Origin of the sequence: Pseudalkalibacillus berkeleyi (genome assembly GCF_021608225.1) — a bacterium.
In the GTDB taxonomy this organism is placed as follows: domain Bacteria; phylum Bacillota; class Bacilli; order Bacillales; family Fictibacillaceae; genus Pseudalkalibacillus; species Pseudalkalibacillus berkeleyi.
On sequence record NZ_JAKIJS010000002.1, the window covers coordinates 110,013 to 136,207 of the forward strand.

The 26,195-nt window shown below is 39.8% G+C and carries 31 protein-coding genes and 1 other annotated feature; of the genes, 26 read left to right on the plus strand and 5 right to left on the minus strand.

Going from position 1 to position 26,195, the window contains the following annotated elements:
* Positions 1-13 precede the first annotated feature (13 nt).
* Genes L2716_RS15995 through thiE form a run of 9 tightly spaced genes read left to right on the plus strand, consistent with a single transcriptional unit; the run spans position 14 to position 7,489 of the window.
* Positions 14-1,444 carry an ABC transporter ATP-binding protein gene (locus L2716_RS15995; RefSeq protein ID WP_236338006.1) on the plus strand — a complete coding sequence of 477 codons (1,431 nt, stop codon included), beginning with the start codon at positions 14-16 and terminating at the stop codon, positions 1,442-1,444.
* Complete coding sequence (locus tag L2716_RS16000; RefSeq protein WP_236338007.1) at positions 1,441-2,244, plus strand: energy-coupling factor transporter transmembrane component T family protein; 804 nt, start codon at positions 1,441-1,443, stop codon at positions 2,242-2,244. Before L2716_RS15995 ends, L2716_RS16000 begins: the two co-directional genes overlap by 4 nt.
* A gap of 26 nt (positions 2,245-2,270) precedes the next feature.
* A complete protein-coding gene (gene tenI / locus L2716_RS16005; RefSeq protein ID WP_236338104.1) occupies positions 2,271-2,894 on the plus strand; it encodes a thiazole tautomerase TenI in 624 nt (207 codons plus the stop codon).
* A complete protein-coding gene (gene thiO / locus L2716_RS16010) occupies positions 2,878-4,008 on the plus strand; it encodes a glycine oxidase ThiO (protein ID WP_236338008.1) in 1,131 nt (376 codons plus the stop codon). The genes tenI and thiO overlap by 17 nt, the downstream gene beginning before the upstream one ends.
* Positions 4,005-4,208, plus strand: coding sequence for a sulfur carrier protein ThiS (gene thiS, locus L2716_RS16015; protein ID WP_236338009.1), 204 nt, complete (start codon positions 4,005-4,007; stop codon positions 4,206-4,208). Before thiO ends, thiS begins: the two co-directional genes overlap by 4 nt.
* A 1-nt stretch (position 4,209) precedes the next feature.
* The gene (locus tag L2716_RS16020) at positions 4,210-4,977 is read left to right on the plus strand and encodes a thiazole synthase (RefSeq protein ID WP_236338010.1); all 768 of its coding nucleotides are present in this window, start codon (positions 4,210-4,212) and stop codon (positions 4,975-4,977) included.
* On the plus strand, positions 4,974-5,993 hold the full coding sequence (locus L2716_RS16025; protein WP_236338011.1) for a thiazole biosynthesis adenylyltransferase ThiF: 1,020 nt from the start codon (positions 4,974-4,976) through the stop codon (positions 5,991-5,993). The genes L2716_RS16020 and L2716_RS16025 overlap by 4 nt, the downstream gene beginning before the upstream one ends.
* Before the next feature lie 15 nt (positions 5,994-6,008).
* Positions 6,009-6,818, plus strand: coding sequence for a bifunctional hydroxymethylpyrimidine kinase/phosphomethylpyrimidine kinase (gene thiD, locus L2716_RS16030; RefSeq protein ID WP_236338012.1), 810 nt, complete (start codon positions 6,009-6,011; stop codon positions 6,816-6,818).
* Complete coding sequence (gene thiE, locus L2716_RS16035; protein WP_236338013.1) at positions 6,815-7,489, plus strand: thiamine phosphate synthase; 675 nt, start codon at positions 6,815-6,817, stop codon at positions 7,487-7,489. The genes thiD and thiE overlap by 4 nt, the downstream gene beginning before the upstream one ends.
* Positions 7,490-7,604: 115 nt before the next feature.
* Here thiE and rarD read toward each other — a convergent pair whose 3' ends face one another.
* On the minus strand, positions 7,605-8,546 hold the full coding sequence (rarD, locus tag L2716_RS16040) for an EamA family transporter RarD (RefSeq protein WP_236338014.1): 942 nt from the start codon (positions 8,544-8,546) through the stop codon (positions 7,605-7,607).
* Positions 8,547-8,631: 85 nt separating this feature from the next.
* Positions 8,632-9,378 carry a YwaF family protein gene (locus L2716_RS16045; protein WP_236338015.1) on the minus strand — a complete coding sequence of 249 codons (747 nt, stop codon included), beginning with the start codon at positions 9,376-9,378 and terminating at the stop codon, positions 8,632-8,634.
* A 98-nt stretch (positions 9,379-9,476) separates the two neighbouring features.
* On the opposite strand from L2716_RS16045, the gene L2716_RS16050 reads away from it, so the two are divergent.
* The 10 genes from L2716_RS16050 to L2716_RS16095 all read left to right on the plus strand — a co-directional run bounded on the left by L2716_RS16050 (position 9,477) and on the right by L2716_RS16095 (position 15,623).
* The gene (locus L2716_RS16050) at positions 9,477-9,887 is read left to right on the plus strand and encodes a hypothetical protein (RefSeq protein ID WP_236338016.1); all 411 of its coding nucleotides are present in this window, start codon (positions 9,477-9,479) and stop codon (positions 9,885-9,887) included.
* Between the two features lie 50 nt (positions 9,888-9,937).
* Entirely contained in the window at positions 9,938-10,453 is a 516-nt protein-coding gene (locus tag L2716_RS16055) for an LURP-one-related family protein (RefSeq protein ID WP_236338017.1), read from the plus strand.
* A 98-nt stretch (positions 10,454-10,551) separates the two neighbouring features.
* On the plus strand, positions 10,552-10,974 hold the full coding sequence (locus L2716_RS16060) for a pyridoxamine 5'-phosphate oxidase family protein (RefSeq protein ID WP_236338018.1): 423 nt from the start codon (positions 10,552-10,554) through the stop codon (positions 10,972-10,974).
* Between the two features lie 120 nt (positions 10,975-11,094).
* The gene (locus L2716_RS16065; RefSeq protein WP_236338019.1) at positions 11,095-11,466 is read left to right on the plus strand and encodes a DnaJ family domain-containing protein; all 372 of its coding nucleotides are present in this window, start codon (positions 11,095-11,097) and stop codon (positions 11,464-11,466) included.
* Positions 11,467-11,476: 10 nt separating this feature from the next.
* Positions 11,477-12,259, plus strand: a complete 783-nt coding sequence (locus tag L2716_RS16070) for a carbon-nitrogen hydrolase family protein (protein WP_236338020.1) — start codon at positions 11,477-11,479, stop codon at positions 12,257-12,259.
* A gap of 71 nt (positions 12,260-12,330) precedes the next feature.
* A complete protein-coding gene (locus tag L2716_RS16075; protein WP_236338021.1) occupies positions 12,331-12,576 on the plus strand; it encodes a hypothetical protein in 246 nt (81 codons plus the stop codon).
* 83 nt (positions 12,577-12,659) lie between these two features.
* Positions 12,660-12,937 (plus strand) — a binding site (T-box leader).
* 50 nt (positions 12,938-12,987) lie between these two features.
* Complete coding sequence (metG, locus tag L2716_RS16080; protein WP_236338022.1) at positions 12,988-14,610, plus strand: methionine--tRNA ligase; 1,623 nt, start codon at positions 12,988-12,990, stop codon at positions 14,608-14,610.
* A 6-nt stretch (positions 14,611-14,616) separates the two neighbouring features.
* Positions 14,617-14,985 carry an HAD-IIIA family hydrolase gene (locus L2716_RS16085; RefSeq protein ID WP_329610145.1) on the plus strand — a complete coding sequence of 123 codons (369 nt, stop codon included), beginning with the start codon at positions 14,617-14,619 and terminating at the stop codon, positions 14,983-14,985.
* Positions 14,986-15,082: 97 nt separating this feature from the next.
* Positions 15,083-15,316: a helix-turn-helix transcriptional regulator gene (locus tag L2716_RS16090; RefSeq protein ID WP_236338023.1), complete on the plus strand. Its 234-nt coding sequence runs from the start codon at positions 15,083-15,085 to the stop codon at positions 15,314-15,316.
* 19 nt (positions 15,317-15,335) lie between these two features.
* Positions 15,336-15,623 carry a DUF3796 domain-containing protein gene (locus L2716_RS16095; protein ID WP_236338024.1) on the plus strand — a complete coding sequence of 96 codons (288 nt, stop codon included), beginning with the start codon at positions 15,336-15,338 and terminating at the stop codon, positions 15,621-15,623.
* Here the strand turns inward: L2716_RS16095 and L2716_RS16100 are convergent.
* Complete coding sequence (locus L2716_RS16100) at positions 15,607-15,837, minus strand: hypothetical protein (protein WP_236338025.1); 231 nt, start codon at positions 15,835-15,837, stop codon at positions 15,607-15,609. The two genes, L2716_RS16095 and L2716_RS16100, sit on opposite strands and share 17 nt — an antisense overlap.
* Positions 15,838-16,401: 564 nt before the next feature.
* On the opposite strand from L2716_RS16100, the gene L2716_RS16105 reads away from it, so the two are divergent.
* The 5 genes from L2716_RS16105 to L2716_RS16125 all read left to right on the plus strand — a co-directional run bounded on the left by L2716_RS16105 (position 16,402) and on the right by L2716_RS16125 (position 23,263).
* Entirely contained in the window at positions 16,402-17,178 is a 777-nt protein-coding gene (locus L2716_RS16105; RefSeq protein ID WP_236338026.1) for an alpha/beta fold hydrolase, read from the plus strand.
* Positions 17,171-18,760 (plus strand): UDP-N-acetylmuramoyl-tripeptide--D-alanyl-D-alanine ligase, encoded by a 1,590-nt coding sequence (locus L2716_RS16110; protein ID WP_236338027.1) that lies wholly within the window; start codon positions 17,171-17,173, stop codon positions 18,758-18,760. Before L2716_RS16105 ends, L2716_RS16110 begins: the two co-directional genes overlap by 8 nt.
* 12 nt (positions 18,761-18,772) lie before the next feature.
* Positions 18,773-19,993: a D-alanine--D-alanine ligase family protein gene (locus tag L2716_RS16115; protein ID WP_236338028.1), complete on the plus strand. Its 1,221-nt coding sequence runs from the start codon at positions 18,773-18,775 to the stop codon at positions 19,991-19,993.
* Positions 19,994-20,198: 205 nt separating this feature from the next.
* On the plus strand, positions 20,199-20,921 hold the full coding sequence (locus L2716_RS16120) for a M15 family metallopeptidase (RefSeq protein WP_236338029.1): 723 nt from the start codon (positions 20,199-20,201) through the stop codon (positions 20,919-20,921).
* Between the two features lie 227 nt (positions 20,922-21,148).
* Complete coding sequence (locus tag L2716_RS16125; protein WP_236338030.1) at positions 21,149-23,263, plus strand: peptidoglycan D,D-transpeptidase FtsI family protein; 2,115 nt, start codon at positions 21,149-21,151, stop codon at positions 23,261-23,263.
* A gap of 39 nt (positions 23,264-23,302) precedes the next feature.
* Here the strand turns inward: L2716_RS16125 and L2716_RS16130 are convergent, their stop codons facing one another.
* Complete coding sequence (locus tag L2716_RS16130; RefSeq protein WP_236338031.1) at positions 23,303-23,566, minus strand: hypothetical protein; 264 nt, start codon at positions 23,564-23,566, stop codon at positions 23,303-23,305.
* 268 nt (positions 23,567-23,834) lie between these two features.
* Here L2716_RS16130 and L2716_RS16135 point away from each other — a divergent pair, with 268 nt between their 5' ends.
* Positions 23,835-25,148 (plus strand): lysine N(6)-hydroxylase/L-ornithine N(5)-oxygenase family protein, encoded by a 1,314-nt coding sequence (locus L2716_RS16135; RefSeq protein ID WP_236338106.1) that lies wholly within the window; start codon positions 23,835-23,837, stop codon positions 25,146-25,148.
* A gap of 25 nt (positions 25,149-25,173) precedes the next feature.
* Here the strand turns inward: L2716_RS16135 and L2716_RS16140 are convergent, their stop codons facing one another.
* Positions 25,174-25,545, minus strand: coding sequence for a cytochrome-c oxidase (locus L2716_RS16140; RefSeq protein WP_236338032.1), 372 nt, complete (start codon positions 25,543-25,545; stop codon positions 25,174-25,176).
* 178 nt (positions 25,546-25,723) lie between these two features.
* Here L2716_RS16140 and L2716_RS16145 point away from each other — a divergent pair, with 178 nt between their 5' ends.
* Complete coding sequence (locus L2716_RS16145) at positions 25,724-26,194, plus strand: redoxin domain-containing protein (protein WP_236338033.1); 471 nt, start codon at positions 25,724-25,726, stop codon at positions 26,192-26,194.
* The last annotated feature ends 1 nt before the right edge of the window (position 26,195 follow it).

A 26,195-nucleotide genomic window follows, 5' to 3' on the forward strand; every position in this document is an offset into this window, starting at 1 on the left:
GGGGTGAGTGACGATGCTTAAGTTAGAGAAATTGCGCCTTAAGTTTCCAGGTGATCAGGAGCTACTTTTCAAAGACCTCTCGCTTCAAATAAATGAGGGGGAAAAGGTATTGTTGCTCGGTCCCTCTGGGTGTGGAAAATCGACATTCCTTCAAGTTCTCTCAGGGATTATTCCAAATTCCGTAGAGGTACCGATGAAAGCTGAATCTATCAAACTACCGGAGTCTTGGGGATATGTTTTCCAAGACCCAGATTCACAATTTTGTATGCCGTATGCTGATGAGGAAATAGCCTTTGTACTTGAAAACCTGCAAATACCTCGTGAGGAAATGCGTCCCCAAATTAGACAGCTTTTAACGAGTGTAGGGCTTGAGTTTGATGACATCCATCAAAACATCCACACATTGTCTGGTGGGATGAAGCAACGTCTCGCAATCGCGTCAGTGTTAGCACTGGAGCCAGACGTCTTGTTTCTCGATGAGCCGACAGCGTTACTCGACCAAGAAGGAACGGCAAGCATCTGGAATACGGTAAAAAAGGTCAGCGCAGACAAGACGCTTATCGTCGTTGAGCACAAGCTGGAGCATGTGATTGACCTCATCGACAGAATCATTCTCTTTGACGAAAAAGGAGAGATGATTGCGGATGGTCCGAAAGAACAAGTTCTCACTCTTCACAAGGAAACGATGAGAACGCAAGGGATTTGGTACCCAGGTGTTTGGAACGACTATCATTCACCTGAAAAAGTAAACCCTCAAGATGAAGAGATTCTTCATCTTGAGCAATTCAAAGGGTACCGGCAAAAAGAAACGAAAATCGAGGTTGAGAACACTATCGTAAAAAGAGGCGAATGGATTGCGATTACGGGTGAAAATGGAGCAGGGAAATCAACCCTTCTTTACGCACTCATGAAGTTCATTAAGACTTCAGGAACTTACGAGCTCTTCAGTAAAAAAGTGAAGAAACTTCCTGAAGCGTTGACGTTCGTCTTTCAAAATCCAGAATTTCAATTCGTGACGAATTCCGTGTATGACGAAGTGGCTTATAGTTTGCGGCTGCAAAATCGTCCTGAACAGGAACTGGAAACGAGAGTGGAGGCGTTGCTCGCGCGTTTTCATCTTTCATCGCTCGACAAGCACCACCCATATCAGCTTTCTATAGGTCAAAAACGACGGTTATCCGTCGCAGCATCCATCATACGCGATCAGCAAGTCCTCTTGTTAGATGAGCCGACCTTCGGACAGGACTCTAAGAACACGTTCGCTTTACTAGAAATGTTACATGGCCTTCAGCAAGACGGAGCAACGATTCTGATGGTGACGCATGACAACAACATTGTCGATCACTTTGCAACACGCGTTTGGACTATTGAAAATGGAAAGTTAGTAGATGATCAAGTGGTCAGGTCAAATGAACAAGAGGAAGTATTGGAGTGTTTACTATGAATCTAGATTTTCAATACGCGGAAACCTGGCTTCATAAAATTAATCCGACGCTTAAACTCTTCCTCATGATTGGTATGTTTATTTTCGTTCTGTTCATTCATCAGTTGAACTGGTTGGTCTATTTGACGGTTGGTTCGTTCATATTATTTTGGTTCTTTTCCGGTCATCCGAAGAAAAGGCTCGCATTTATTCTTATTCCTTTTTTCGTTGTTTTTATATCAACGGCGTCATCCATGATCTTTTTCGGAAAAGGGGAGACGACTTGGTTGAAATGGGCGCTCATTCACATAACGGAGGAGAGTTTTTATCGAGGCATTCATCTCGGGTTTAGAGCACTTATTTTCGCGACACTCGGTTTGACGTTCACACTGACAACAAGACCTGTCAATCTCTTCTACTCGTTAATGCAACAAGCGAAGTTGAACCCTAAATATGCTTATAGCTTTATGGCCGGAATGCGGTTAATTCCGATAATGATTGAGGAGTTCTTCACAATCCGGAATGCGATGAAGGTAAGAGGGGTCCAGCAACAGCGTGGTTTTCGGTCGTTATTCTTTAAACTGAAATCGTATTCAATTCCTTTATTGTCTCAGAGTATTCGTAGAGCACATCGCATTGCCGTAGCGATGGAGGCGAAAAGGTTCACAGGTGAAGGAAAGCGGACCTATTATTATCGAATCGGTTTTTCGACGAACGATGGCGTCTTCGTATTCCTATTAGTTGCAATGATCCTCTTATCCTATTACACAGCGGAAGTGTGGCCGATGTTTCCGGTCGAGGATGTTCGCTACGAAAGTTGAGTTTACTAGGGAGGTGAGAAGAGTTGTTGAAACCGACCATCCATGTCATATCTACAGGTAAACAAACAAAAGAAGAATTTTCAGAGATAACGCGCATCATTCATGAATACGTCGACTTCATTCATATTCGTGAAAAATCGAGAACGGCTTTAGAGGTAGCTGAAATCGTTGAAACGTTAATTGGCAAAGGGGTGCCACTTAGAAAAATCATTATTAACGACCGCGTTGATGTGGCTGAAGTGACAGATGTTTATGGCGTTCAGCTCGCGTACCACAGTTTAAGCGTCCATCATGTTAAAAAGAACTTCCCTAATTTAAGAATCGGGAAATCCGTTCATTCCGTAGACGAGGCAATCATTGCTGAAAAACAAGGAGCAGATTATCTCTTGTTCGGACATCTATTTCATACAGCATCCAAACCAGACCTTTTTCCGAGGGGCGTTTCGCAGCTCAAACAGCTAACGGAACAAGTGAACATTCCTGTCATTGGCATTGGTGGAATAACGCCTCATCATTCTCCACACGTCTTTCGAGCAGGTGCTAGCGGCATAGCAGTCATGTCAGGAATTTTACAAGCCGACGATCCTTTGGCTGATGTAAAAGAATATCGAAATCGTATTGAGGAGGTGCAGTATGGAGCAGAGCTTTGATGCAATTATAGTTGGCGCAGGCGTGATTGGAAGTTCGATCGCATACAACCTATCCAAACGAGGAAACAAAGTACTTGTGTTAGAAAAGGGGCAGGTCGCTGGAAAAGCATCTAGTGCAGCGGCGGGCATGCTCGGCGCGCAAACGGAGCTTGAGGACAATAGCCCGTTATTTCGACTAGCCAAAGCAAGCCGATTGATGTTCCCCGATCTGGCTGAAGATTTGAAGCAATTAAGTGGCATAGATATTGAGCTTCAGCAAAACGGTATTTATAAGGTGGCTACGGCAGAGCGAGAAGTGTCAAAGCTTCAACGATTGATTCGGATTCAAAATGAATTAGGAGAAGAGGCATACTGGGTGACGCCTACTGAACTTCGCGATCAAGAACCAGCACTCTCCCTCCTAACATTCGGTGCGATGTATATGCCGAATGACGGTCAAGTTTCAGCACCAGCACTCACGACAGCGCTTGCTACATCTGCAGTCGCTCTTGGCGCGGAAATCCTTGAGCATACGGGTGTCGAACAACTGCTTGAAAAAGACGGCAGAGTCGTCGGTGTCAAAACAGCTGTTAGACAATTTTACGCAGATAACGTGATTGTCGCTGGTGGTGCTTGGAGTGAAGCTCTTTTGAAAGAAGCGGCAGTAACGCTTGAAACGTACCCTGTAAAAGGCGAGTGTATGTCAGTAAAAACGACCACGCGGGTTGTAAATGGAACTATTTTTTCAGACGGCTGTTATATCGTTCCGAAGGCTGATAACAGACTGATTATTGGTGCTACTGAAAAGGCGGACACGTTTGATGAAACGGTGACACTTGAAGGGATAGCGAAATTGATGGAATGTGCAATGCATATTATTCCTGAACTGAAGAGGGCTGAGTGGGATAGTGCGTGGGCTGGTATTCGTCCACAAACGATGGATGGTGTCCCTTACCTCGGAGAGCATCAGGGTAAGAAAGGGCTCTACATTGCAACAGGACATTACCGCAATGGGATTCTGCTCGCGCCTATTACAGGTAAGGTCATTGCAGATTTAATAGATGGAGTAGAAATGGATTCTGAGTGGAAATCAGCATTCCAAATCAATCGAAAAACGGGAGTTGATCTTTCATGAAATTACGTATAAATGGTGAGCAAGTATCGGTACCGGAAACGGTTCGATGTGTGACAGACTTAATTGAACATTTTCAATTAGGCGAGCGTGTCGTCATGATTGAGCATAACGAAGAGATTCTTGAAAAAGGTGCCCATCCTGAAACGAAAGTGAAGGATGGAGATACGATTGAAATCGTACAATTTGTAGGAGGCGGATGATATGTTGAAAATCGGTAACTTTACATTTGAGTCGAGATTACTATTAGGAACCGGAAAGTACCCAAACTTTGATGTGCAAAAGGAAGCAGTAGAAGTGTCAGGAGCAGAAATACTGACGTTCACAGTAAGACGTATGAACATCTTCGAACCGAGCCAACCGAACTTTCTAGAAAAACTAAATCTAGAGAAGTATTCACTGCTCCCAAATACGGCTGGAGCGAAAACGGCGAAGGAAGCGGTTCGTCATGCTAAGCTCGCTAAAGCATCGGGTCTTTGTGATATGGTAAAGGTAGAAGTAATTGGCTGTGACAAAACGTTGTTACCGGATCCAGTTGAAACGTTAAAAGCGACTGAAGAGCTCTTAAAGGAAGGCTTTACAGTACTTCCGTATACATCAGATGATGTCGTTCTTGCCAGAAAATTAGAAGAATTAGGGGCACATGCGATCATGCCTGGCGCTTCACCAATCGGTTCTGGTCAAGGCATCATCAATCCGCTTAACTTGAGCTTTATTATCGAGCAATCTCATGTACCGGTCATTGTAGATGCGGGAATTGGTTCTCCAGCCGATGCTGCACTTGCGATGGAATTAGGTGCGGACGGGGTTTTACTCAATACTGCCGTCTCGGCTGCTGAAAATCCAGTGAAAATGGCTGAAGCGATGAAGCTCGGAATTGAAGCTGGAAGACTTGGCTTTGAAGCGGGGAGGATTCCGAAGAAACGTTTTGCAACAGCAAGCAGTCCAATGGAGGGAATGAGCATAGGTTGAACGACCGTTATTCAAGACAAACGTTATTTGCACCTATTGGTATAGATGGACAACAGAAAATTAGGGAGAAGCACGTACTTCTAATAGGAGCTGGGGCGCTTGGAACTGGCAATGCAGAAGTGCTCGTTCGCGCTGGAATTGGTAAACTGACAGTGATTGACCGAGACTATGTCGAGTCGAGTAATTTACAGCGCCAACAACTTTATACTGAAAAAGATGCAAACAATCGAATTCCGAAAGCTATGGCTGCGAAAAATCGATTGGAAGACATCAATTCAGATGTAGAAATTGAAGCACTCATTCTTGATGCAACACCTCAAGAATTAGAGCGAATAATTGAAGGTGTCGACCTCATTCTTGATGCAACAGATAACTTCGACACAAGGATGATGATCAACGATATTTCTCAAAAGCATGAGATTCCCTGGATCTACGGGGCTTGTGTCAGCAGTTATGGCATTAGTTTTACGATTTTTCCAGGGGAGACACCTTGTCTGAATTGCTTACTTGAAAGTGTTCCGATCGGTGGTTTGACGTGTGACACGGCTGGCATCATTAGTCCGACTGTTCAGATGGTCGTTGCGTACCAAGCAGCAGAGGCGTTGAAAATTTTAGTGGAGGATTGGTCGGCACTAAGAAAGAAGTTAGTATCATTCGACCTTTGGAGCAATCAGCACACTGCAATTAATGTCACGAAGGCGAAGAAGGAATCGTGTTTGTCATGTGGTGAAAATCCGACGTATCCCAATTTGTCCTTTGAAAATCAGATGAAAACGGCAGTCTTATGTGGAAGAGACACGGTGCAAATTAGACCACCAGAACGACGAGACTGGAACCTTGAGGAAGTAGCGGATCGGTTATCTACGCAAGGCGGAGAGGTTGAACGTAATCCGTTTCTTCTCTCCTTTACGATTGGCGAAAAGAGGATGGTCTTGTTCAGAGATGGTCGAGCTTTGATTCATGGTACGAAAGACATTTCGGAAGCAAAAACGATGTACCATCGATATCTAGGATAAAGGAGATGGAAGACCATGATCTACAAATCTTTAACGATTGCTGGTTCGGATAGTGGTGGCGGTGCTGGTATTCAGGCCGATTTAAAGACGTTTCAAGAGCTCGAAGTGTACGGGATGTCGGTTATTACCGCTGTTACCGCTCAAAATACCCTCGGTGTACAGGCTGTTTATCCGATGACTGTTGAAGCGGTAGAGGAACAATTGCATTCGATCGCGGCGGATCTCCAACCCGATTCGGTGAAAACAGGCATGTTATACAGTGCTGAAATTATTGAAAAAGTCGCCGAATTCGTTGAGAAGAATGCTTGGATTAAATTGATTGTTGATCCCGTAATGATTGCAAAAGGTGGAGCTTCACTTTTACAAGATGACGCCATTCATGCGGTAAAAACGAAATTGATGCCACTTGCTTATGTGATTACACCCAATATTCCAGAAGCAGAAGTACTTACTGACATGAAAATTGAAACGACAGATGATCGTATGCTCGCTGCCAAAAAGCTATATGCGATGGGGGCTGCGAACGTTGTCATTAAAGGTGGCCATTCAAACGATCAAGATGTCGTCTTAGACCTTCTATATGATGGCGAGCAATTTTTCGAATATAAAAGCCCTAGAAAAAGAACGAACAATACGCATGGAACAGGATGTACATTTGCTGCTGTCCTAACTGCAGAAATTGCAAAAGGACGTACGCTTGATGACGCTGTACGAATGGCGAAGAAATTCATCACAGCAGCAATCGATGAGCATTTAGAAATCGGATCAGGACACGGACCGACCAATCACTGGGCATTCCGGATGGCAGGGCTTTCAATCCGATGAATGTGAACGAAGCATTGAAGCTTTATTTGGTGATGGGGAGCACGAACTGTCCTCGGCCAGCTACTGACATTGTAAAAGAAGCGATTGAGGGAGGCATAACACTCTTTCAATATCGAGAAAAAGGAGAAGGGTGCCTTAAAGGTGATGCGAGACATGCGCTTGCAACTGACTTGATGAACCTTTGTCACGGTGCAGGTATCCCGTTTATTGTAAATGATGATGTCCAACTCGCATTAGATGTTGATGCCGACGGGGTACATATCGGGCAAGATGATGGTTCAATTGAAGAAGTACGTCGAAGAATTGGTTCAAAGTGGTTAGGGGTATCTACTCATAATGTGGAAGAAGCAAGACTCGCTGTTCAAGCTGGTGCAGACTACATTGGCGTAGGACCGATGTTCATGACGAAAACGAAAGCGGACATTCAAGAAGTCCAGGGACCAAGTGTCATTCGTATGATTCGGGATTATGGTATTGACATACCCATCGTTGGAATCGGTGGAATCGATGTTTCCAATATGCATGAAGTGATGGTTGCCGGAGCAGATGGTGTTGCTGTCATTTCTGCGATCAGCCAAGCTGAGAACCCTAGAGCATCAGCCCATGCGTTTAAAACTAGATTACGTAGTTCTAAACAAACTTGTACAAAACATACAATAAACCATTCATGAGTAACTCCTAGAGAGGGCTGTAACGAACGATGTTGCAGCTCTTTTTTTATGCGTAGAAGTACCAATAATTAAAAGCCGGTTATCCCTTCATAGGGGGACCGGCTTTCGCTATAGATTAGTGGTTGTATGATTTTGTTTTTGAAAGTCTAGGTTCAAATCGTGCTAATAGTTTCGTGTTTCCAAGTGTGAAAATCGCTAATGCAATCCAGATGAATATGAACGAAGTGAGATGCACTTGTGAGAATGTTTCGTGATATAAGAATACACCGATAAAGAGCATGATTGTCGGGGCAAAGTATTGTAGAAACCCAATCATCGATAGCGAAATCCGATTTGCTCCGGTTGCGAATAACAACAATGGAATGGCAGTCACGATACCTGCTCCTAACAAGATCATGGAAGTACTTGGATCCGATAAAACGAAAGAATTCGTACCATCTTTGACTAGGAAACTTACATATAACAACGCAATTGGCGTAATCAGCATGGTCTCAATTGTCAATCCAGTCAATGCACCAAGTGCCGTCATCTTTTTCAACAATCCATAAAGACCGAAGCTGAGTGCTAATGCAATCGCGACCCATGGAACATCACCGAAGTGTATCGTTAAGTTCAAGACACCGATTGTTGCTAGGATAAACGAAACGATTTGCCAAAATGAAAGGCGTTCTTTTAAAACGATTATGCCTAAGAGGACACTGACGAGTGGGTTAATATAATAACCTAAACTCGCTTCAACGACATGGTTGTTATTGACCGCCCAAATATAGGTGTACCAGTTGATCGTGATGAATATAGCAGCTAAGGTCAAACCAACTAATTTCTTTTGATTGGAGATTAAATCCTTCAACTCTTGGACGAACTTCTTTGTTCTTCGTAAAACCAACAAAACAATTAACATGAAAGCGAAAGACCAAATCATGCGGTGTGCAAGGATCTCCTCGGAAGGTACATAATCGATCAGCTTCCAATATAAAGGTAAAATCCCCCATAGTATGTAGGCTCCAGCTCCTGCGGCAATACCAGCAGCATGATCTTTCTTTTCTATTTCAGTCATGATAAAGGACCTCGATTCTTGATGGAAATTCCATTCAGCTAGAACAATTTTAGTCCCATTCCTTCTAAATGACAATAAAGAAGTCTTACAAATTGAAATCATTTTTTCGTTCGTGTTTTATATGCAAATTCTTAAGTAAAAATGGTACGTAGGTCAAGAAGAATGCAGTGATTGTTACAATCTCCAATTTAATTAAATACGAGTAACCAGTGCCGAACAGACTTAGTAATGTATTTGATGAAGGTGGACCTTCAAGGAACATATAATTGGAACCAATTGATTGATTGACGAATGATATTGGTAAAGCGATAAGATTGATGAACATAAATGCGATTAGAATTGATTTGAACTTTGGGCGAAATTTTTCAACGATAATGTAAAAGAAAACAACGCTAACTAAAGATATATGATGGATGAAAAATTGGAAGAAGCGATAATGCGGACTATTGTACAATAAATCTGGCGTAATAATCGCTAACAATGGCGGTAGTAAGGCGATAAAGTAAACAAGCTGGAACCTAGAAGGAGTTGGTTTCAGTAAGAAATAAAGCACAACGAATGAGCTAATTGAACAGAGCTGAAGAGGGAGCTGAAATCGAGGATCCCATACTGCATGGACGACACTCCAAATTTGATAGCTTGCCTCGGAAAGGATGAGTACAGAAAAGAAGCCCCATCTAATCATGTAACGCACCTTCCCATTACTTCTCAATGATTGCCTAAACACTATGAAAGTTAATATGACTAAGAACATGAGCGCAATCATAAAAAGATGAGACATGGAAAAGATAATGAAATTCTTTTGATGCTCTGGCTGGAATACTGAATTCATTTCGACCACTCCGATTTTAACTACCTACTAGTTTAATAGATCAAGATTCGTTATAATACTTCCATAATTTAGTATAAAACTGAATTGAGGGTGATGAGATGCTCGAATTAAGTGGGGAATATAAAGGACTCGTTATCATGCTTATATTTATTTTAATTCCAGTCTTATTTTTGAAGACGATTAATAAATATTTGAAAGCTGTGATTTATGTATACTTTACGGTTGTAACGGTTGTCTTCATACAAGGACGAGAAAAGATTCATGACAAGTATTATGATGTACCTGTTCCCGATCTCTACTGGGACAAAAACTCAAAATGGGTAGGAGATGTATCCTATTACTATTTTATACCAGTAGCAATACTTTTTTCGTACATCTTTTATAAATGGTTTCAGAGCACGAAAAGTCCATTATCGAAGGTGGTTTGGACAATCACTTTTATCATTGTTATATGTCTGTTCTTCATCTTTACATTTATTTTTAATTTTGGATACGGTTATAGACCTTAAGTGTGAAACTTTATAGGATTTAGACCGTAAGATTGGTTAGAGGTGATGGGATGAAATCGAATGCGATCTATTTTTCTGATAATTTCTTTTCCGCTGGTAAAACATCGATCTACGATGAAAACAAAGGTGAACTCGGTACGCTTGATTTGAAAAGTGCTTTTTCATCAAGCTTAAGTGTGTGGGATGCTTCAAATAATCTTGTCGTTGAGGGTCGTTTTCGCTTTTTTACAAGAAAATGGTTTGTCACAAATGCAACTGGACATGAACTGGGAACGTTGCGGCAAAAATGGTCGTTCTTTACGAAAAAATATGAGTATGAAACAAATGGTCGTGGCACATATTTGATCATTTCTGAAGGCTTTTCTAAGGAATACAGAGTTTTGAATCAAAACGAACAGATCGTTGCTCATTTTGAAAAAAAGAGTAATTTCTTTCAATCTGATGCATACAAACTGACCAATAATTCCGATGAACTGTCGAATGAAGAATTAGTTGCAATGGTTATGGGGATCACAATGATCATTAAACAAAATCATTCCGCCGCCAGTTCGCCTGCAGCGACATAGTTATTATATGAAGACGAATATTTAGATACTGTCCGTTTATTTTCAGCCTCTTATAGGTATATTACTATACAGGTTAGTTAAAAAGGAGCTGAAATTTCATGGCAGAGAAAGATCTTAAAGATAAAATTCTGAATGTGTTAGATAAAAGTAAATTCGGCACACTTGCTACAGTTAAGAACAACAAACCGCACTCACGTTATATGACCTATCATCATGACGATTTAACGCTTTATACACCAACTGATAAAGACACGCATAAAACAGAAGAAATCGAAGAAAATCCAAATGTACATATCCTACTCGGATACAATGGGGATGGCTTAAAAGATGCCTTTGTTGAAGTAGAAGGTACAGCTACTATTAAAAGTGATCAAGATCTAAAAGATAAACTTTGGTCAAAGAATATGGAGAAATGGTTTGATGGACCTAACGATCCTAATTATATTGTACTTGAAATCAAGCCGACTCTATACAGATTGATGAACAGCGATTCAAAAACACCACAAGTTTTAAAAGTATAGAATCACTAAATTTATACAGTATTAAACCACTTTCACTTGGAAGTGGTTTTCGTATTTTGTCACATTAGAGACAGTCATTTTCTGGTAAAATTATAGTAACAATTAAAATGAGGTGATGGGATGGATTTTTCTGCAGGTATGGCGGAAGAGAAAATCCGCGCAGCTTTACGTAGGGGAGAGTTTGATAACTTACCTGGAAAAGGGAAGCCGTTACCAAAAGATGATTTAGCAGGTGTGCCAGATGAACTACGCATCGGGTACAAAATCCTTAAAAATTCCGGATTTGTTCCACCAGAAGTCCAGTTGAAAAAAGACATCGTCACACTTGAAGAACTGATTGCCTATTGTAAAGATGAACACGAGCGGTCAGAGCTGAATAAAAGACTGAATGAAAAAGTCATCCGATTCAATCATTTGATGGAAAAACGTAAAATCAACCAAAGCTCAGCATTCAAATCTTATGAGAATAAAATATATCGGAAATTGTACTGAGGAGATTGAAATGATTTTAAATGTGAATATAGGGCAAATGCCAATACAATTAGACATGAAAGCGAACCTTTCTCATATCCTTAATATGATGGGACAGATTGAAGAAGGAGAGCTGCTCATTTTGCCAGAGGCGGCTTTATCAGGGTATGACCATGACCTTCGATTTCTAGACCAAATCGATGTCAATCAACTACAAGATTCACTTGATCACCTTACTGAACAAGTGAAAATGAGGAAAGTCCATCTCATATTTGGCAGTAGTTTACGTGAAAATGAAAAGTGGATTAATGCAGGTATTTATTTGTCCCCGGATGGAAATATGGAGGTTTATCGTAAAGTAAACCTAGCAACTCACGAAAGAAACGCATTCACGGCGGGCTCTCAACTGCCTATCTTTAACATGGAGACTAATCAAGGGGTAGTACGTTTTGGCATACAACTATGTAGGGAAATCCGGTTTCCTGAGCAGTGGAAGTTCCTGAGTATGGAAGGCGCACAATTCATCGCTTATCTTACAAATGTCATTTCAGTTGACAGTTTACCAGTTTGGAAAAGTCATTTGATCAGTAGGGCTGCAGAAAACCAACGATTCATCCTAGGCTCTAACGTTGCTGACCTTAATCAAGGCTGTCCTTCTATAGTGGTCTCTCCAAAAGGAGATGTATTAGAAGAAATAATTTCTGATAAGGTCGCATTGAAACGCGTACAAATTGATTTGTCATCGGTATCCAATTGGTATTTAGACCAGAGTAGGACGGATGTTGTCAAAATTAAGAGCGATATTACAAGATAAATAAAGGGATTTCGACATGAATAGGGAATAGTAGTATTAGCTTGCAAATCCTTTGTTAGGTGGTGACGAGAATGAGGCTTGTCAAACACTTAAATGATTTTCAACACATCAAGCGACAAGGAACTGGGTACTTCATTGTATTGGGACATAATCACAATAAAATTCACTCTGTCCAGTGTGCTTGGATTAAAGAAGAAAGCTTTATGCAGAAAGTCATCACGAACAACGGAAAGAATAGCAGCTACTATTGGGTCCAATTTTGGAATTCTACACAATCAACATTTAATGAAAAACCATGTCAAAAATGTATGTCCTAACAAATCACCTCCTATTATGGGAGGTTTTTTATTTAGTATGTTTACATTTGTTCCAAAATCTGTAATACTATCATAAATCATATAACCAAGTAATGATGAGGAAAGTAGATCTATAAGACATTCTACTAGAGAGCTTCGATATGCTGAAAAGAAGCGGATATCTTTGGATTGAAAATGGCCTCTGAACTTCACTTTGAACGTGTTTATTGGCACTAGTAAGGTGTGACGGGAGTTGGCATCCGTTAAAAATGTCAGAGTATAAGAGTGTGATTATCATTCACTCCGTACTTCATGAGGCTGACCGTGTGAACGTTCAGTAAAGTAAGGTGGTACCACGAGATAACCAATCCTCGTCCTTAGACAATTGTCTTAGGGCGGGGATTTTTTTATTTTACAAAAGGAGGCATTCACATGAGTGTTTTTATCGGAGGTGCATGGCCTTATGCGAACGGGTCATTGCATTTAGGTCATTTAGCTAGTTTATTGCCAGGAGATATATTGGCGAGGTATTACCGGCTTAAAGGTGAGGATGTGCTATATGTTTCAGGGAGTGATTGCAACGGTACTCCGATTGCCTTAAGAGCAAAAAATGAAGGTGTAGAAGCAAAGGTCATTACCGACAGATATCACACAGAATTCAAGGAGAGCTTTGACAGGCTAGGATTCACTTATGATCAGTATGTTCGAACGGATCATCCAGACCACCATAAAGAAGTGCAACATATTTTCAAATTACTAGTAGGTAATGGGCATTGTTACAAGAAGAAAATTAAACAAAGCTATTGTTCGACAGATGAACAATTCCTACCAGATCGTTATGTAGAAGGGGTATGCCCTGTCTGTGGAAGTCATTCAAGAGGCGATCAATGTGAAAACTGTTCAACAATCCTAGATCCAGTTGATCTAATTGATCCTATTTGCAAACTATGTGGAAACACGCCAGTGATCAAGGAAACAGAGCATTACTACTTCAACTTGAAAAACTTCCAATCAGGACTGAATGAATACTTAGCAGAAGCTGATCATGCTGGAAAGTGGCGGACGAATGCAATTCAAATGACTAAGCGCTATTTAACAGAAGGTCTGAGGGATCGTGCAGCGACTAGAGATATAGAATTAGGCGTACCAGTGCCAATGGAAGGATTTGAAGGTAAAAAAATATACGTTTGGATTGAAGCGGTAAGTGGATATTTAACTGCTAGTATGAAATGGGCAGAGGAACATGAAAAAGATTGGCGAGATTACTGGAATGACTCCACAAAATCTTATTATGTTCACGGGAAAGACAACATCCCTTTTCATTCGATTATTTGGCCAGCGATATTAAAAGGTGTCGGAGGTCTTAAATTACCGGATCATATCATATCTAGTGAGTATTTAACTGTTGAGAAAAAGAAGCTTTCAACGAGTCGAAACTGGGCCGTATGGGTACCCGATCTATTAGAAAATTATCATCCAGATTCTATTCGATATTACCTAGCCATTAATGGGCCCGAACAACGTGACGCAGATTTTTCTTGGCGAGAATTTATATATAGCCACAATAGTGAGCTGTTAGGGGCGTATGGTAACTTTGTGAACCGGACGCTGAAATTTGTAGAGAAATCATACGGTAGTTGCATCCCTGAAGCTAAACCTGATGAATTTGCGATACAAAAAGTGAAAGACACATATACAGTAGCTGGAAAAGCAATTGAAAAAGGAGAGTTCAAGTATGCGCTTGAGGCGATTTTCGATTTGGTCCGTTCGAGCAATAAGTATTTTGACGAACGGCAGCCATGGAAACAGGTGAATGAAGCACCGGATCAATGTGCTATTACACTCAATACGTGTACACAAATTATCGCCAATCTCGGAAACTTATTGTCACCCTTTCTGCCATTTTCCGCAGAAAAAATCCAGGAGCAGCTCGCATTCAAACCAAATTGGTCATTTATTGAGTTAGAACCAAAGCAAATTAAAGAGGTAAAACCTTTATTTGACCGAATTGATATTCATAGAATTGAAGGAGAACGAGCGAAGTTAGGAGAGTGATTCAAAATCAATGTAGCTTTCTTTGACCGTGATGGAACGATCATAGAGGATTATCCTGATGAACAATGGTCGCATGTTTCCCACCCTCAATTCAAGGATGGTGCGATTGAAACACTCCAAGAAGTTCAGTCTAAAGGTTATGAAATAATCATCATAACCAATCAATATTTGATCAATGAAGGATTCATAACTTTTGAGCGATACGAGAGTATTACAAAACAAATGATAGATGTACTACAACGAAATGGTATACACATTAAAGATATCTTTTACTGTCCACATCGACGAGACGAGGGATGCAACTGTTTGAAACCGAACACTGGAATGGTTGATCAAGAGGTTAAACAGATTAACAAAATCCTCCGTATTATTTAATGTATATAAAGGTGGCTCAGAATTTTATGTAATATATTTTTGACAATTTGATAAAAATATATTACGATTATCTCAAGCTAAGAAATGAGGGGTGAAAATGAAAAAGAAAGGCAGTCTTGAAAATCGGTTACATGTTTGTCGTGCTGAACGGAAATTATCACAGGGGGACCTGGCCAAGAAGGTTGGGGTAAGTAGACAAACCATTTCCTCTTTGGAAGCGAACCGTTACAATCCATCACTAATTTTAGCGTTTGAACTCGCTCGTGTTCTTGACACTGATATCACAGAACTCTTCACTTATTATCAAGATCAAGAAGATGGGAATCCGTAAATCTATCAGGGGGTAAAAAATGATTTCAATCTTTAGTACAATTGCGACATTTATGTTAGCTTTCTCTATATTCTATGTTGGCAGCTTTGTAGCAACAGAAGGGAAAGATGAAAGAGGTCAACAAATAATGGGGAAAGCAAGTATCTATACATATATCCTTGTCACTGTTGGCTTTGTTGCTATAGTTATAGTAGAAGCGATGATGACATTATCTTTAGAACAATTCATGGAAGTATTGGGCATTGTATATGGACTACTGGCGACCGTTCACGCTTTCTTAATATATCGATTCAAAAAACAATACTAAGGTGAAAAGGAAAAATTAAAAGGCCATTATCATGATCGAAATTCCGGTCAGATAATCGGCCTTTATGTTTGTTCTGATTCAATTTGTCTTTCTTCGTTTTCGTCTTACGTGTTTGTAAATCCATTAATGCGTAGTCGCTTCTGTTCCATTCAGGGTTGCGTCTGCCTTCACGTTCAAGCTTTCTACGCTTCTTCCAAGCTTTGCTTTTGCTCACTTTCATCACTCCTTAGACTGTTTCTATATATTTTATCAATAAAATCAAGAAATGGCACGATTGCTATGAAGGAATATCGCCATTTCGCGTAATAATCTCGACATTTCGAGGTATAATCCGGACATTTCACGAAAGTATCTGGCCATTTCGAGGTATAATCCGGACATTTCACGAAAGTATCTGGCCATTTCGAGGTATAATCTGATCATTTCCCAACATAATCTGACCATTTTAGTTCGATCTTACTATCCCCAGTATGCCAAACCACTAAGAGGTGCTACTTTTTCATAAGGTGACTACTTAAAAAATCAGCTGATTACGAACATTATAGAATGTAATTGGCAAATTTGGTTTGATTGTGCCACTTTTAGGCTATTGAAATATATTGAGATAGAGGCGAAAATTCACCCTTGTAGATGTCATTAGAAGCATCAGTTGTGATAATATAAATAAGATGACGATAAAGTAAAATTAAACGAAAATAAACCTATAGCATTATTCCGTTATTAGAAAAAGGTAACGGTTATAAATAAATTTATTTGATACTAAGGAGCGTTATTATAGATGAAGATTGATATTGGAGGCGTTAGTGTTAACTACCGTGTTTCAGGAGAGGGTAGAAGTATTCTGCTATTGCACGGTTGGGGAACAAGCTTGAAAAGCTTTGAGCCTGTTCATAATAATTTAGAAAAACACTTTAAAGTGTATTCCATTGATTTTCCTGGGTTCGGGGAAAGCGAAGAGCCTCCTGAACCGTGGGATGTTGAAGCTTATACGAATATGCTTCGAAAATTTATTACTGATTTGAACATAGAAGATCCAATACTAGTTGGACATTCTTTTGGCGGAAGAGTGTCCATTCGTTATGCGGCGCATCATCCTGTCCATAAAATTATCTTAGTAGACAGTGCCGGTGTAAAACCGAAGCGTAAATTAAGCTATTATTACAAAGTATATACGTATAAGACGTTTAAAAAACTTCTAAACTTGCCAGGATTGAAAGGCCATAAAGAAGAAATTCTTACTAAGGTAAAAGGTAAATTAGGTTCTGCCGACTATAAAAACGTGTCTGGGGTTATGCAGCAGACAATGGTCAAAGTCGTCAATGAAGACCTACAACGTTTCATGCCTGAAATTAAAGCACCTACACTCCTCGTATGGGGAGAGAACGATACGGCAACACCTGTTGGAGATGCGGAGATTATGGAAAAAGCAATTCCGAATGCAGGACTCGTCGTCTTAAAAGGTGTCGGTCATTATTCTTACTTAGAAAAGTTAAATGAATTTCTAGTCATTATTGATAACTTCCTTGAAAAGGATAAGGAGTGGAAAGATGCTTAGTCTCTTATTTATCATTGGGGTGGTCTTTTGGGGGCTTTATACTTGGTCCCGATTGCGTAAGGCAATCCATATGTTACAGCAGAACTCATACCGAAATGAGCGTTATGTGAAGTGGATGAAAGAAAATCGCAAACGCGTTTTCAAAAAGCGTGATTTTATCCCACTCATAACGGCGCTTATTGCTTTTGTGAACTTCTTGGATAATGTTGCTATCCTACTATTCATCGCCCTTTACTTAATCTTGTATCTGCTCAGAGAAACAGGGAAAGAGAAGAAGAAGCTTGTCGTTACAGCTCGTGTAAGACGATTAATGGGGACGACTGTCATTCTTGTTGCATTAATTGCAGGCTTAAGCTATTATTTTGAACTCATTTATCAAGTAGAACTTGTACCATTACTCTTCACATATGTTGCTTTAACGATTGTTTCTTATTATGTCGTGTTGCTTGCAAATACAATTAACTCACCAATTGAGAAGAAGATTGCACAAGGCTATTTTAACGATGCAGAACGAATCATTAACGAGTCGAAAAATACTGAGGTAATTGGGATTACAGGAAGCTACGGGAAAACAAGTGTGAAGCATATTCTAAACACGATTTTGTCTTCCCACTCGAATGTTCTTATGACACCTGAGAGCTATAACACAAAGCTTGGTGTTACTATTACCGTCCGTAATATGCTACGTCCGTTCCATAATTTCTTTATTGCAGAAATGGGAGCGAAGCAAGAAAATGATATTCAAGAGATTTGTGACCTCGTCCACCAAAAGTATGGTATTTTGACAGCGATTGGTGAACAACATTTAGAAACATTCAAATCGCTTGATAACATTAAGAAAACGAAATATGAATTAATCGATAGCCTTCCTGATGATGGGATTGGATTTTTAAATAAAGACGATAAGAACATCATGTCAAGAAAGCCACAAACAAATGCACGTATCGTCTATTACGGCATTTATGCAGTTGACCTAGATTACAAAGCTGAGAACATTCGTGTTTCTAACAAAGGTACTTCCTTTACTGTTGTAAAGAAGGATGGTACTACCATTGAGATTCAAACTAAGTTACTGGGTGAACACAACATATATAATATTTTATCAGCAGTTGCTACGGCTTCTGAGCTTGGTGTTCCAGAAAAGAAGATCTCTGTTGCTGCAAAGAAAATCCAACCGGTTGAACACCGTATGGAGATCAAGAAACATTCAGCTAATATTACGATTATTGATGATGCGTTCAACTCCAATCCAGTTGGATCGAAAATGGCGCTAGAAGTTCTCGGACAAATGGACGGCTATAAAGTACTCATTACTCCAGGTATGATTGAACTTGGTGAAGAGGAGTACAATTTAAACAAGAAGCTCGGACAACACGCGACAAGTGTTTGTGATTACATTATTCTTGTAGGTAAAAAGCAGACTATTCCATTGCAGGATGGTTTGAAAGAAGAGCAATATCCAGAGAGTCAATATTATGTTGCTCAAAACTTAGATGATGCAATTGCGAAAATGAATGAGATTGCAAAAGAGAAAACGGTCGTGCTTATTGAGAACGACCTTCCAGATACATTTAATGAATAGGGGTTGGAGTAAATGAAGGTTAATGTTGGTGTCTTTTTTGGCGGCGTATCCGTCGAACACGAAGTATCTGTCATATCCGCCTTACAAGCGATCAATGCAATGGACCAGGATCAGTATGAGCCGATTCCGATCTATATTAGTAAAAATAAAAATTGGTATACAGGTGAAGCTTTACTTGATATCGAGAATTATAAAAACGTAGACGATCTACTAAAACAATGTGAGCGAATTATCATTACAACGAATGAACAAGGGCGACCCGTCATCAACCGTCATACAACGGGCATGTTCGGTAAAAAATTTATTACGAACATCGATGTTGCGTTCCCTGTTATTCACGGTACGTATGGGGAAGACGGAATTCTACAAGGTTTCTTCGAACTGAATAGCATTCCATATGTAGGCTGTGACGTATTCTCGTCTGCGGTCGGAATGGATAAAGTCATGATGAAGCAAATTTTACGTGACTCAGGTGTGCCGATACTCGATTACCACTGGTTCTACTCCACAAAGTGGTTGAACGATCAAGATGCACTTGTAGAGAAGATTGAACAAGAGCTTAACTATCCTGTAATTGTTAAACCTGCAAACCTTGGATCTAGTGTCGGAATTAGTAAAGCGACAAACAGAGAAGAGCTTGAGGAAGCGGTTGAACTTGCGATGGAATTTGCGACAAAAATTGTCGTTGAAAAGATGGTTACGAACTTGAAAGAGGTTAACTGTTCGGTCCTTGGAGACTATGAGGAAGCAGAGAGTTCTGTTTGTGAAGAAGTGCTTAGTAGTACGGACATTCTTACGTATCAAGATAAGTATCAATCCGGTGGAGGCAATTCTAAAGGCGGTGGAGCTTCTAAAGGTATGGAAAGCACCAACCGCAAGATTCCTGCTGACATGTCTGATGAAATGACTTCTCAAGTACAACAATTGGCGAAAGATACATTCCAAATTCTTGGTTGTGCAGGTGTGTCTCGAATTGATTTCTTAATCGATCAGAATTCGGACGCTGTCTATGTGAATGAAATCAATACGATTCCTGGATCTCTATCATTCTATCTTTGGGAGCCGACAGGCAAGTCATTCCAACAGTTAACTTCAGATATGATTCAAATTGCGCTGAAAAGACAACGCGAACGTGAATCGCTGACGTTCTCTGTAGATTCCAATCTTTTCGCACTCCATAGCGGTGGTGCAAAAGGCGGAGGCACAAAGAGTAAATTAGGATCTAATTCATAGTTCGCAATTTAACAATGACACTTTTAAGGGATATGCCCAATGACGGGCTGTCCCTTTTTAAATTGCGCTTAAAGTGATAATCTTGTAGTAACTACCACAATATGGTTTCACCAACAAAATCCTCATATGCTGCTCGAATACTTTATTGATTGAACTTCTGTTTTGTCTTAGAAGACTAATAAGCTTTTAGAATGGAGGCTTTTCAATGAACCGAAACGACAATCCTTTACCGCATGTCCACCCATTACAGGATTGGAAGAAAATTCCGATTCATGAAAATAAGGAAGAATTAGTTTCTATGCAAAGTATCGACTCTGGCTTACTACTCGTGAAACCTCAATATCATGAAAAGGGAATCGTAGGGGCATTGAATGATTGCTATGTCCGTAGAGAAGTAGCGATCATGTTGGTTGAAGCAGCACGGAAACTCCCCAACGGATATAAACTGATGATATGGGATGGGTGGCGACCTTTTTCGGTTCAAAGCCAGCTCTATGACGCATACGTGAATCAGCTGTCTAATGATTTTCCAGAATTTTCAGAAGAACGGTTGATTGAAAGTGCTCGTCAATTTGTATCTTATCCAAATGAAGATGAAGAGTCCCCAGCACCTCACTTTACTGGTGGGGCTGTTGATGTGACAATCGTGGACTCTAACGGTGATCAGCTTCAAATGGGAACCGAATTTGATGAATTTACAAATAGCGCATGGACCAAATTTTATGAAGAGAAGAATAACACCGAAGATTTGACTGAAGATGAAGAAACATTTATGAAAAATCGCAGACTTCTCCAACATGTCATGACGACATCTGGATTCACGAACTACCCAGCTGAATGGTGGCATTTTGACCATGGAAACCAATGGTGGGCGAAACAAAGCAATGAACCAGTAGCTAAATATGGATTAGTAAAACTAGAAACTTAACGCACTAAACAGAAGTTGAATGTGGGCGACCCAACAGGCAATCCCACATTCTTTGCGTAAAAATATGCATACATAAGAAGAATGTAGATGTACAAAAAAATAGACCCAAATTTGTTAGAAACTGCTCCTAAAGAGCAGTTTCTTTTATTGTGTTTTTATGAAATAATTGGAATAGATACCAACATCTTCGTGGGGTTAGGCATCATGAGCAAAAGGGGAGAAGTATTATGGATAACATGGAGCAAAAGAAAAATAGGAAGAGGTTTCTTCCAGCGAGGTTGAATCTACTATTCTTAGTCGTGTTTCTGTTATTCACTGTACTTATCATTCGGTTAGGGTTTATACAAATTGTCAACGGTGAGCATTTTCGAACACAATCTGAGCTCACAAAGAACATTGTAGCATCAGTCCAAACCGAAAGAGGAAAAATGTTCGATCGCAATGGACAGCTAATCGTCTCTAATATCCCTTCATTTGCTTTAACTTATATACGTGTGCAAGGAACAGGACATGAGGAACATATGCGATATGCTGAAAAGCTTGCCCCATTAATTTCAATGCCAGTTGATAAGATCACAACACGAGATCGAGAAGATTTCTGGATTGTAAAAAAAGGGATTCAAAAAGCTTACGAACTTAAACTAACAAAAGAAGAGCGAGATCCAGAAGATGAAGATAAGAAAATAGAAGATAAAGAATTATATAAAATGGTTTTAGATCGTATAACGGATGAAGATCTGAAGGAAGTAGGCGTGTTTCACGCTGAAACCAATGAAGATCTAGAAGTTGATCAACTCACATCAATAGAAGAATCAAGGAACTTAGAAATCCTTGCTATAAAAAGAGAGCTAGACAAATCTACTAACCTTGAAGTTAGTTTTATTAAAAAAGACCTGACAGAAATCGAGATGGCTGTCATTGGGGAGCACCTTGGCGAACTCGAAGGACGTTTCGGAATATCCTCCACAGCAGAACGAACGTACCCAGAAGGAAATGAATTCTTTTTTGGTAAGATTAAAGACATTCCAGCTGAATCAATCGATCATTTTCTGCTGAGAGGTTATGCGAGAAATGATCAAGTCGGAACGACGCATTTGGAAAAGCAATATGAAGGCATTTTGAGTGGAAAAGACAAAACGTATACCTTTACAACGACGAAGTCTGGGCAGCCAATTGGTTCTCCAATTGTTACACCTGGTAGTAGAGGACATGATCTTGTTCTTTCAATTGATATGAAATTACAAAAAGAAATCGCGGATATATTGGATAAGAGTATTCTAAAAGCTCGAAAAGATGGACCGGTAACGAGTGCATATGTTGTTATGATGGAGCCAAACTCAGGCGAAGTTCTTGCGATGGTTGGTCGAAAGCTCGATGGCGGAAAATTTAAGGATGATTCGTACAAAACCCTACAAAGCGCATTTGAAATGGGATCTACAGTAAAGGGTGCAACCGTCCTTGCTATCCATCAGATGGGAGCTGCTCCTTATATTAACGATAAGATGATTGATCTACCCAGTTCCGGTAACTTTCGTTCTTATACCCAAAATATTGGTACTGTAAATGATATTCATGCTCTAGAACAATCATCCAATATTTATATGGGTATTGGGGTTGGTACGCATGCAGGATTTTCATTTGCTAATGCTGGTGGAACATACAAAGCCCGTGTAACATATGGCACAAAATTTGAGAAAACGTTTCAAAAGCTCAGGGATGTGTACAGTTCTGTTGGATTAGGTGTGAAAACGGGTATAGACTTACCAGATGAAGCACTAGGGTTTATAGGAAATATTCCATATGACTCACCAGGGAACTTGTTGCATTATTCTATTGGCCAGTTTGATACGTACACTCCAATTCAAATGGCTCAGTATGCATCAGTAATAGCTAATGGGGGATACAGAGTACAACCCCATTTATTAAAAGAAGTTCGTTATTCAACGGGTACGGATGAGCTTGGGTCATTAGTTTCTAAATTTGACACAAACGTCATAAATCGTGTTGACAATACTGATGAAGAAATTAAACGAGTTCAAGATGGATTTTACTTGGTTACACATGGAGCTAGGGGAACTGCCAAACAATTAAGTGGTACGAAAATAGCAGGAAAGACTGGTACAGCACAGATTAAAGGTCCAGGTAAATATAATTTAACCTTTATTGGATATGCACCTTACGATAATCCAGAAGTTGCATTCTCTGTAGTACTTCCTAACGCAAGTGGTGGTGCCGTCAATAAAGATATCGCCGGAGACATTGTAGATGCTTACTATAATCGCGATCAGCTTGACGTTGAAGATAGTACTGACGAGGACCAGGAACAACCTGAAAACGAGTAATAAAAAAATCGACACTCCAAAGGTGTCGATTTTTTATGTTCAAAAGTACTTTATGAAAATTCGTCCGAATTCGATGATTATGAAGTAAGGGACACCGAAAATGACAATCAAACTGATAGACAAAGTTTTTACCCAGCCATTTTTACTTAATATTGCCAAAGTTAATGCTACGCCTAGTCCGAGGATCGTAACCAATCTCATAGCTAATACTTCACTTGAATAAGTCACCCAGTAAGTAATAAAGTATCCAATGACAAAGCAGACAATAATCAATGAAAATAGTCCAAAGTACTTTTTGATCATACTCATCCTTTCCGTTCTGTTTATTACAAATATTAACATATTAAATGAATTGTTTGTGGTTTTGTTTAAGGATACTGAAATCGGTGAATTTAAAGAGAAGGAGTAAAATATTGTCTCGACAATATTTTTAATTCGTCAATCAAACATTTGTTTAATCGACCTAATCGTAGTTGTATCAAGGGATTTGCAATTCAATCAAACATTTGTTTAAGCAATTGAAAAAAGTGTCGAACATAGTAAAGGATGTGGTTCAGTGAATGAATGTAAAATGTACGATGTAATTGGCGTAGGGATTGGTCCGTTTAATTTGGGGCTTGCTGCATTAGCGGATCAAGTGGATGGAATGGATGCACTTTTCTTTGATCAGAGCGCGAAATTTGAATGGCATCCAGGTATGTTAATTGAAGGTAGTGATTTACAAGTTCCTTTTCTTGCGGATCTCGTTACTTTAGCAGATCCAACGAATCCTCATTCTTTTTTAAATTATCTACATGCTAACAATCGGCTATATAAATTTTACTTCTTCAATCGTTTTGATATACCAAGACGTGAATATAGTGATTATGCAGCATGGGTTGCATCACGATTAGATAATTGTTCATTTGGAAAACGTGTCATAGATGTTAAGTACAACGCTCAAGAGTCAGAAGCCTATTATGAGGTAGTTGTACATGATATTGAAACGCAAGCTGTTGAACACTTTTTTTCAAAGCATATCGTGATGGGTACGGGAAGTGTTCCACTCGTTCCAATGGAAACAGAAGGGTGTTCGACTGAAGATGTATTTCATTCGAGTCAGTTCAGGTTTTATGAAGAGGAAGCAAAGCGATCGAATTCCATTACCGTCATTGGTTCAGGGCAAAGCGCTGCTGAAGTTTTCTATGAGCTTTTGGCAGATCAACATCAATATCGATATGACCTAACATGGTATACCCGATCTGTTGGCTTTCTGCAATTAGAATCAGCGAAGCTTGGACAGGAAGTGTTCTCACCTGATTATGTGTCGTACTTTCATGAGCTTTCGTTTGAAGATCGGAAGAATGCATTATCAACACTAGGGCAACTTCGGAAAGGGATCGATCCTGAGACGCTGAAGAAAATTTATGATCTGCTATATCACCGCTCTGTCGATCAACAAACGAGAAATGTAACGATTCAACCATTAACAGAAGTGCAGAAAATACAAAATGCTGAAAATGAGTCAGGATATCAGCTTTCTTGCCATCAATGGCAAAAAGGAGAATCATTTCGCCATCATTCTGAAAAAGTCGTGCTCGCTACGGGTTATAAGCCGCATATTCCTAAGTGGTTCGAGAAGTTCAACGACCAGATAGAGTGGGAGGATGAGAAGCGCTACAAAGTTTCAATAGATTATCGTTTGCAATTTAAAAACCAACGTAACAATCATATTTTTACACTAACGAATTTAGAGCATTCCCATGGGGCTGGAGCGACGAATCTTGGACTTTCTGTTTATCGCAACCAACAAATCATTAATACAATTTGTGGTGAAGAGGTTTATCCAATTACGCAAGAGACGGTGTTCCAGCAGTTTGAGGAAAATGAAAAGGCTGACCTATAGCAGTCAACCTTTTGTACTGTAACTATTATCCTTCTGCTTTGACATTTTTCAAAACATTGATGACGAATAGTAATACGCTAACAACTGTGATCGTCGCGCCTACCGCAATTGCGGGTTCGTATTGATCATGTCCATAAACGAAAAGCGCTAGCCCTAGCATCATGATTGGGAGTCCGATGTTGTGTCCCCAGAAATGAATTTTTGCTAATGTAGTTTCTGCGGCTTTCGGAAATAAATGATAAATGATTCCAGCCAAAGTGAGCGATGTCCAGCCTAATAGGTTCAAATGGGCATGAACTGGCATGAGTTCAAAGGCATGTTCCATTGACATGTACATTCCCATTATGACTCCGATTGCAAAATATACTGCTGAAATTTTGATTAACTTAATACTCATAGTGTTTCATCTCCTTAAGTTTAATCAATATGCGTTCATTCATATATACGATGTGATGAAAATTTTTAGCACACTTGTCTTATACAATTGGTGACTAGCTTGCATATCTTATGATTAGTGGACAAGGTTTTAAGAGATACTTTAGACATGATTCTAATTAATAAGGAGGTATCCCGTAGTGGCACAACAACTAGAGATTGGACAAGTTGCACCAGATTTCAATCTGTCCTCAACGAAAGGTGAAAAGATTCGTTTATCAGATTTTAAAGGTGAGAAGCATGTCATGGTTGCATTTTACCCGCTAGATTTCACACCTGGATGAATTAAAGAAATCACCTCTTGGAAAGAGGATTTCAACAGATTTTATGAAAATGACACTGAGGTCTTGGCGATCAGTGTTGACCATATTTATGCACATAACGTTTTCGCAGCAAGCTTAGGTACATTACCTTATCCGCTTTTATCCGATTGGTACAAGACAACAGCGAAGGATTATGGTGTATTAAATGAAGAAAATTTAACCGCAAAACGGTCAGTATTTATCATTGATAAGGAAGGCATCATCCAGTATATAAATACTGAGTTTGATGCGAATGACCGTGAACAGTACCTTGAAGTATTCAAGCGTTGTGAAGGACTTTGTGTATAAT

Excerpts from the sequence above, each read along its gene's own strand:
- L2716_RS15995 (WP_236338006.1), top strand. The coding sequence starts at position 14 with ATGCTTAAGTTAGAGAAATTGCGCCTTAAGTTTCCAGGTGATCAGGAG.
- L2716_RS16000 (WP_236338007.1), top strand. The coding sequence starts at position 1,441 with ATGAATCTAGATTTTCAATACGCGGAAACCTGGCTTCATAAAATTAAT.
- thiO (WP_236338008.1), top strand. The coding sequence starts at position 2,878 with ATGGAGCAGAGCTTTGATGCAATTATAGTTGGCGCAGGCGTGATTGGA.
- thiS (WP_236338009.1), top strand. The coding sequence starts at position 4,005 with ATGAAATTACGTATAAATGGTGAGCAAGTATCGGTACCGGAAACGGTT.
- L2716_RS16020 (WP_236338010.1), top strand. The coding sequence starts at position 4,210 with ATGTTGAAAATCGGTAACTTTACATTTGAGTCGAGATTACTATTAGGA.
- thiD (WP_236338012.1), top strand. The coding sequence starts at position 6,009 with ATGATCTACAAATCTTTAACGATTGCTGGTTCGGATAGTGGTGGCGGT.
- thiE (WP_236338013.1), top strand. The coding sequence starts at position 6,815 with ATGAATGTGAACGAAGCATTGAAGCTTTATTTGGTGATGGGGAGCACG.
- rarD (WP_236338014.1), bottom strand. The coding sequence starts at position 8,546 with ATGACTGAAATAGAAAAGAAAGATCATGCTGCTGGTATTGCCGCAGGA.
- L2716_RS16045 (WP_236338015.1), bottom strand. The coding sequence starts at position 9,378 with ATGAATTCAGTATTCCAGCCAGAGCATCAAAAGAATTTCATTATCTTT.
- L2716_RS16050 (WP_236338016.1), top strand. The coding sequence starts at position 9,477 with ATGCTCGAATTAAGTGGGGAATATAAAGGACTCGTTATCATGCTTATA.
- L2716_RS16055 (WP_236338017.1), top strand. The coding sequence starts at position 9,938 with ATGAAATCGAATGCGATCTATTTTTCTGATAATTTCTTTTCCGCTGGT.
- L2716_RS16060 (WP_236338018.1), top strand. The coding sequence starts at position 10,552 with ATGGCAGAGAAAGATCTTAAAGATAAAATTCTGAATGTGTTAGATAAA.
- L2716_RS16065 (WP_236338019.1), top strand. The coding sequence starts at position 11,095 with ATGGATTTTTCTGCAGGTATGGCGGAAGAGAAAATCCGCGCAGCTTTA.
- L2716_RS16070 (WP_236338020.1), top strand. The coding sequence starts at position 11,477 with ATGATTTTAAATGTGAATATAGGGCAAATGCCAATACAATTAGACATG.
- L2716_RS16075 (WP_236338021.1), top strand. The coding sequence starts at position 12,331 with ATGAGGCTTGTCAAACACTTAAATGATTTTCAACACATCAAGCGACAA.
- metG (WP_236338022.1), top strand. The coding sequence starts at position 12,988 with ATGAGTGTTTTTATCGGAGGTGCATGGCCTTATGCGAACGGGTCATTG.
- L2716_RS16090 (WP_236338023.1), top strand. The coding sequence starts at position 15,083 with ATGAAAAAGAAAGGCAGTCTTGAAAATCGGTTACATGTTTGTCGTGCT.
- L2716_RS16095 (WP_236338024.1), top strand. The coding sequence starts at position 15,336 with ATGATTTCAATCTTTAGTACAATTGCGACATTTATGTTAGCTTTCTCT.
- L2716_RS16105 (WP_236338026.1), top strand. The coding sequence starts at position 16,402 with ATGAAGATTGATATTGGAGGCGTTAGTGTTAACTACCGTGTTTCAGGA.
- L2716_RS16110 (WP_236338027.1), top strand. The coding sequence starts at position 17,171 with ATGCTTAGTCTCTTATTTATCATTGGGGTGGTCTTTTGGGGGCTTTAT.
- L2716_RS16115 (WP_236338028.1), top strand. The coding sequence starts at position 18,773 with ATGAAGGTTAATGTTGGTGTCTTTTTTGGCGGCGTATCCGTCGAACAC.
- L2716_RS16120 (WP_236338029.1), top strand. The coding sequence starts at position 20,199 with ATGAACCGAAACGACAATCCTTTACCGCATGTCCACCCATTACAGGAT.
- L2716_RS16125 (WP_236338030.1), top strand. The coding sequence starts at position 21,149 with ATGGATAACATGGAGCAAAAGAAAAATAGGAAGAGGTTTCTTCCAGCG.
- L2716_RS16130 (WP_236338031.1), bottom strand. The coding sequence starts at position 23,566 with ATGATCAAAAAGTACTTTGGACTATTTTCATTGATTATTGTCTGCTTT.
- L2716_RS16135 (WP_236338106.1), top strand. The coding sequence starts at position 23,835 with ATGTACGATGTAATTGGCGTAGGGATTGGTCCGTTTAATTTGGGGCTT.
- L2716_RS16140 (WP_236338032.1), bottom strand. The coding sequence starts at position 25,545 with ATGAGTATTAAGTTAATCAAAATTTCAGCAGTATATTTTGCAATCGGA.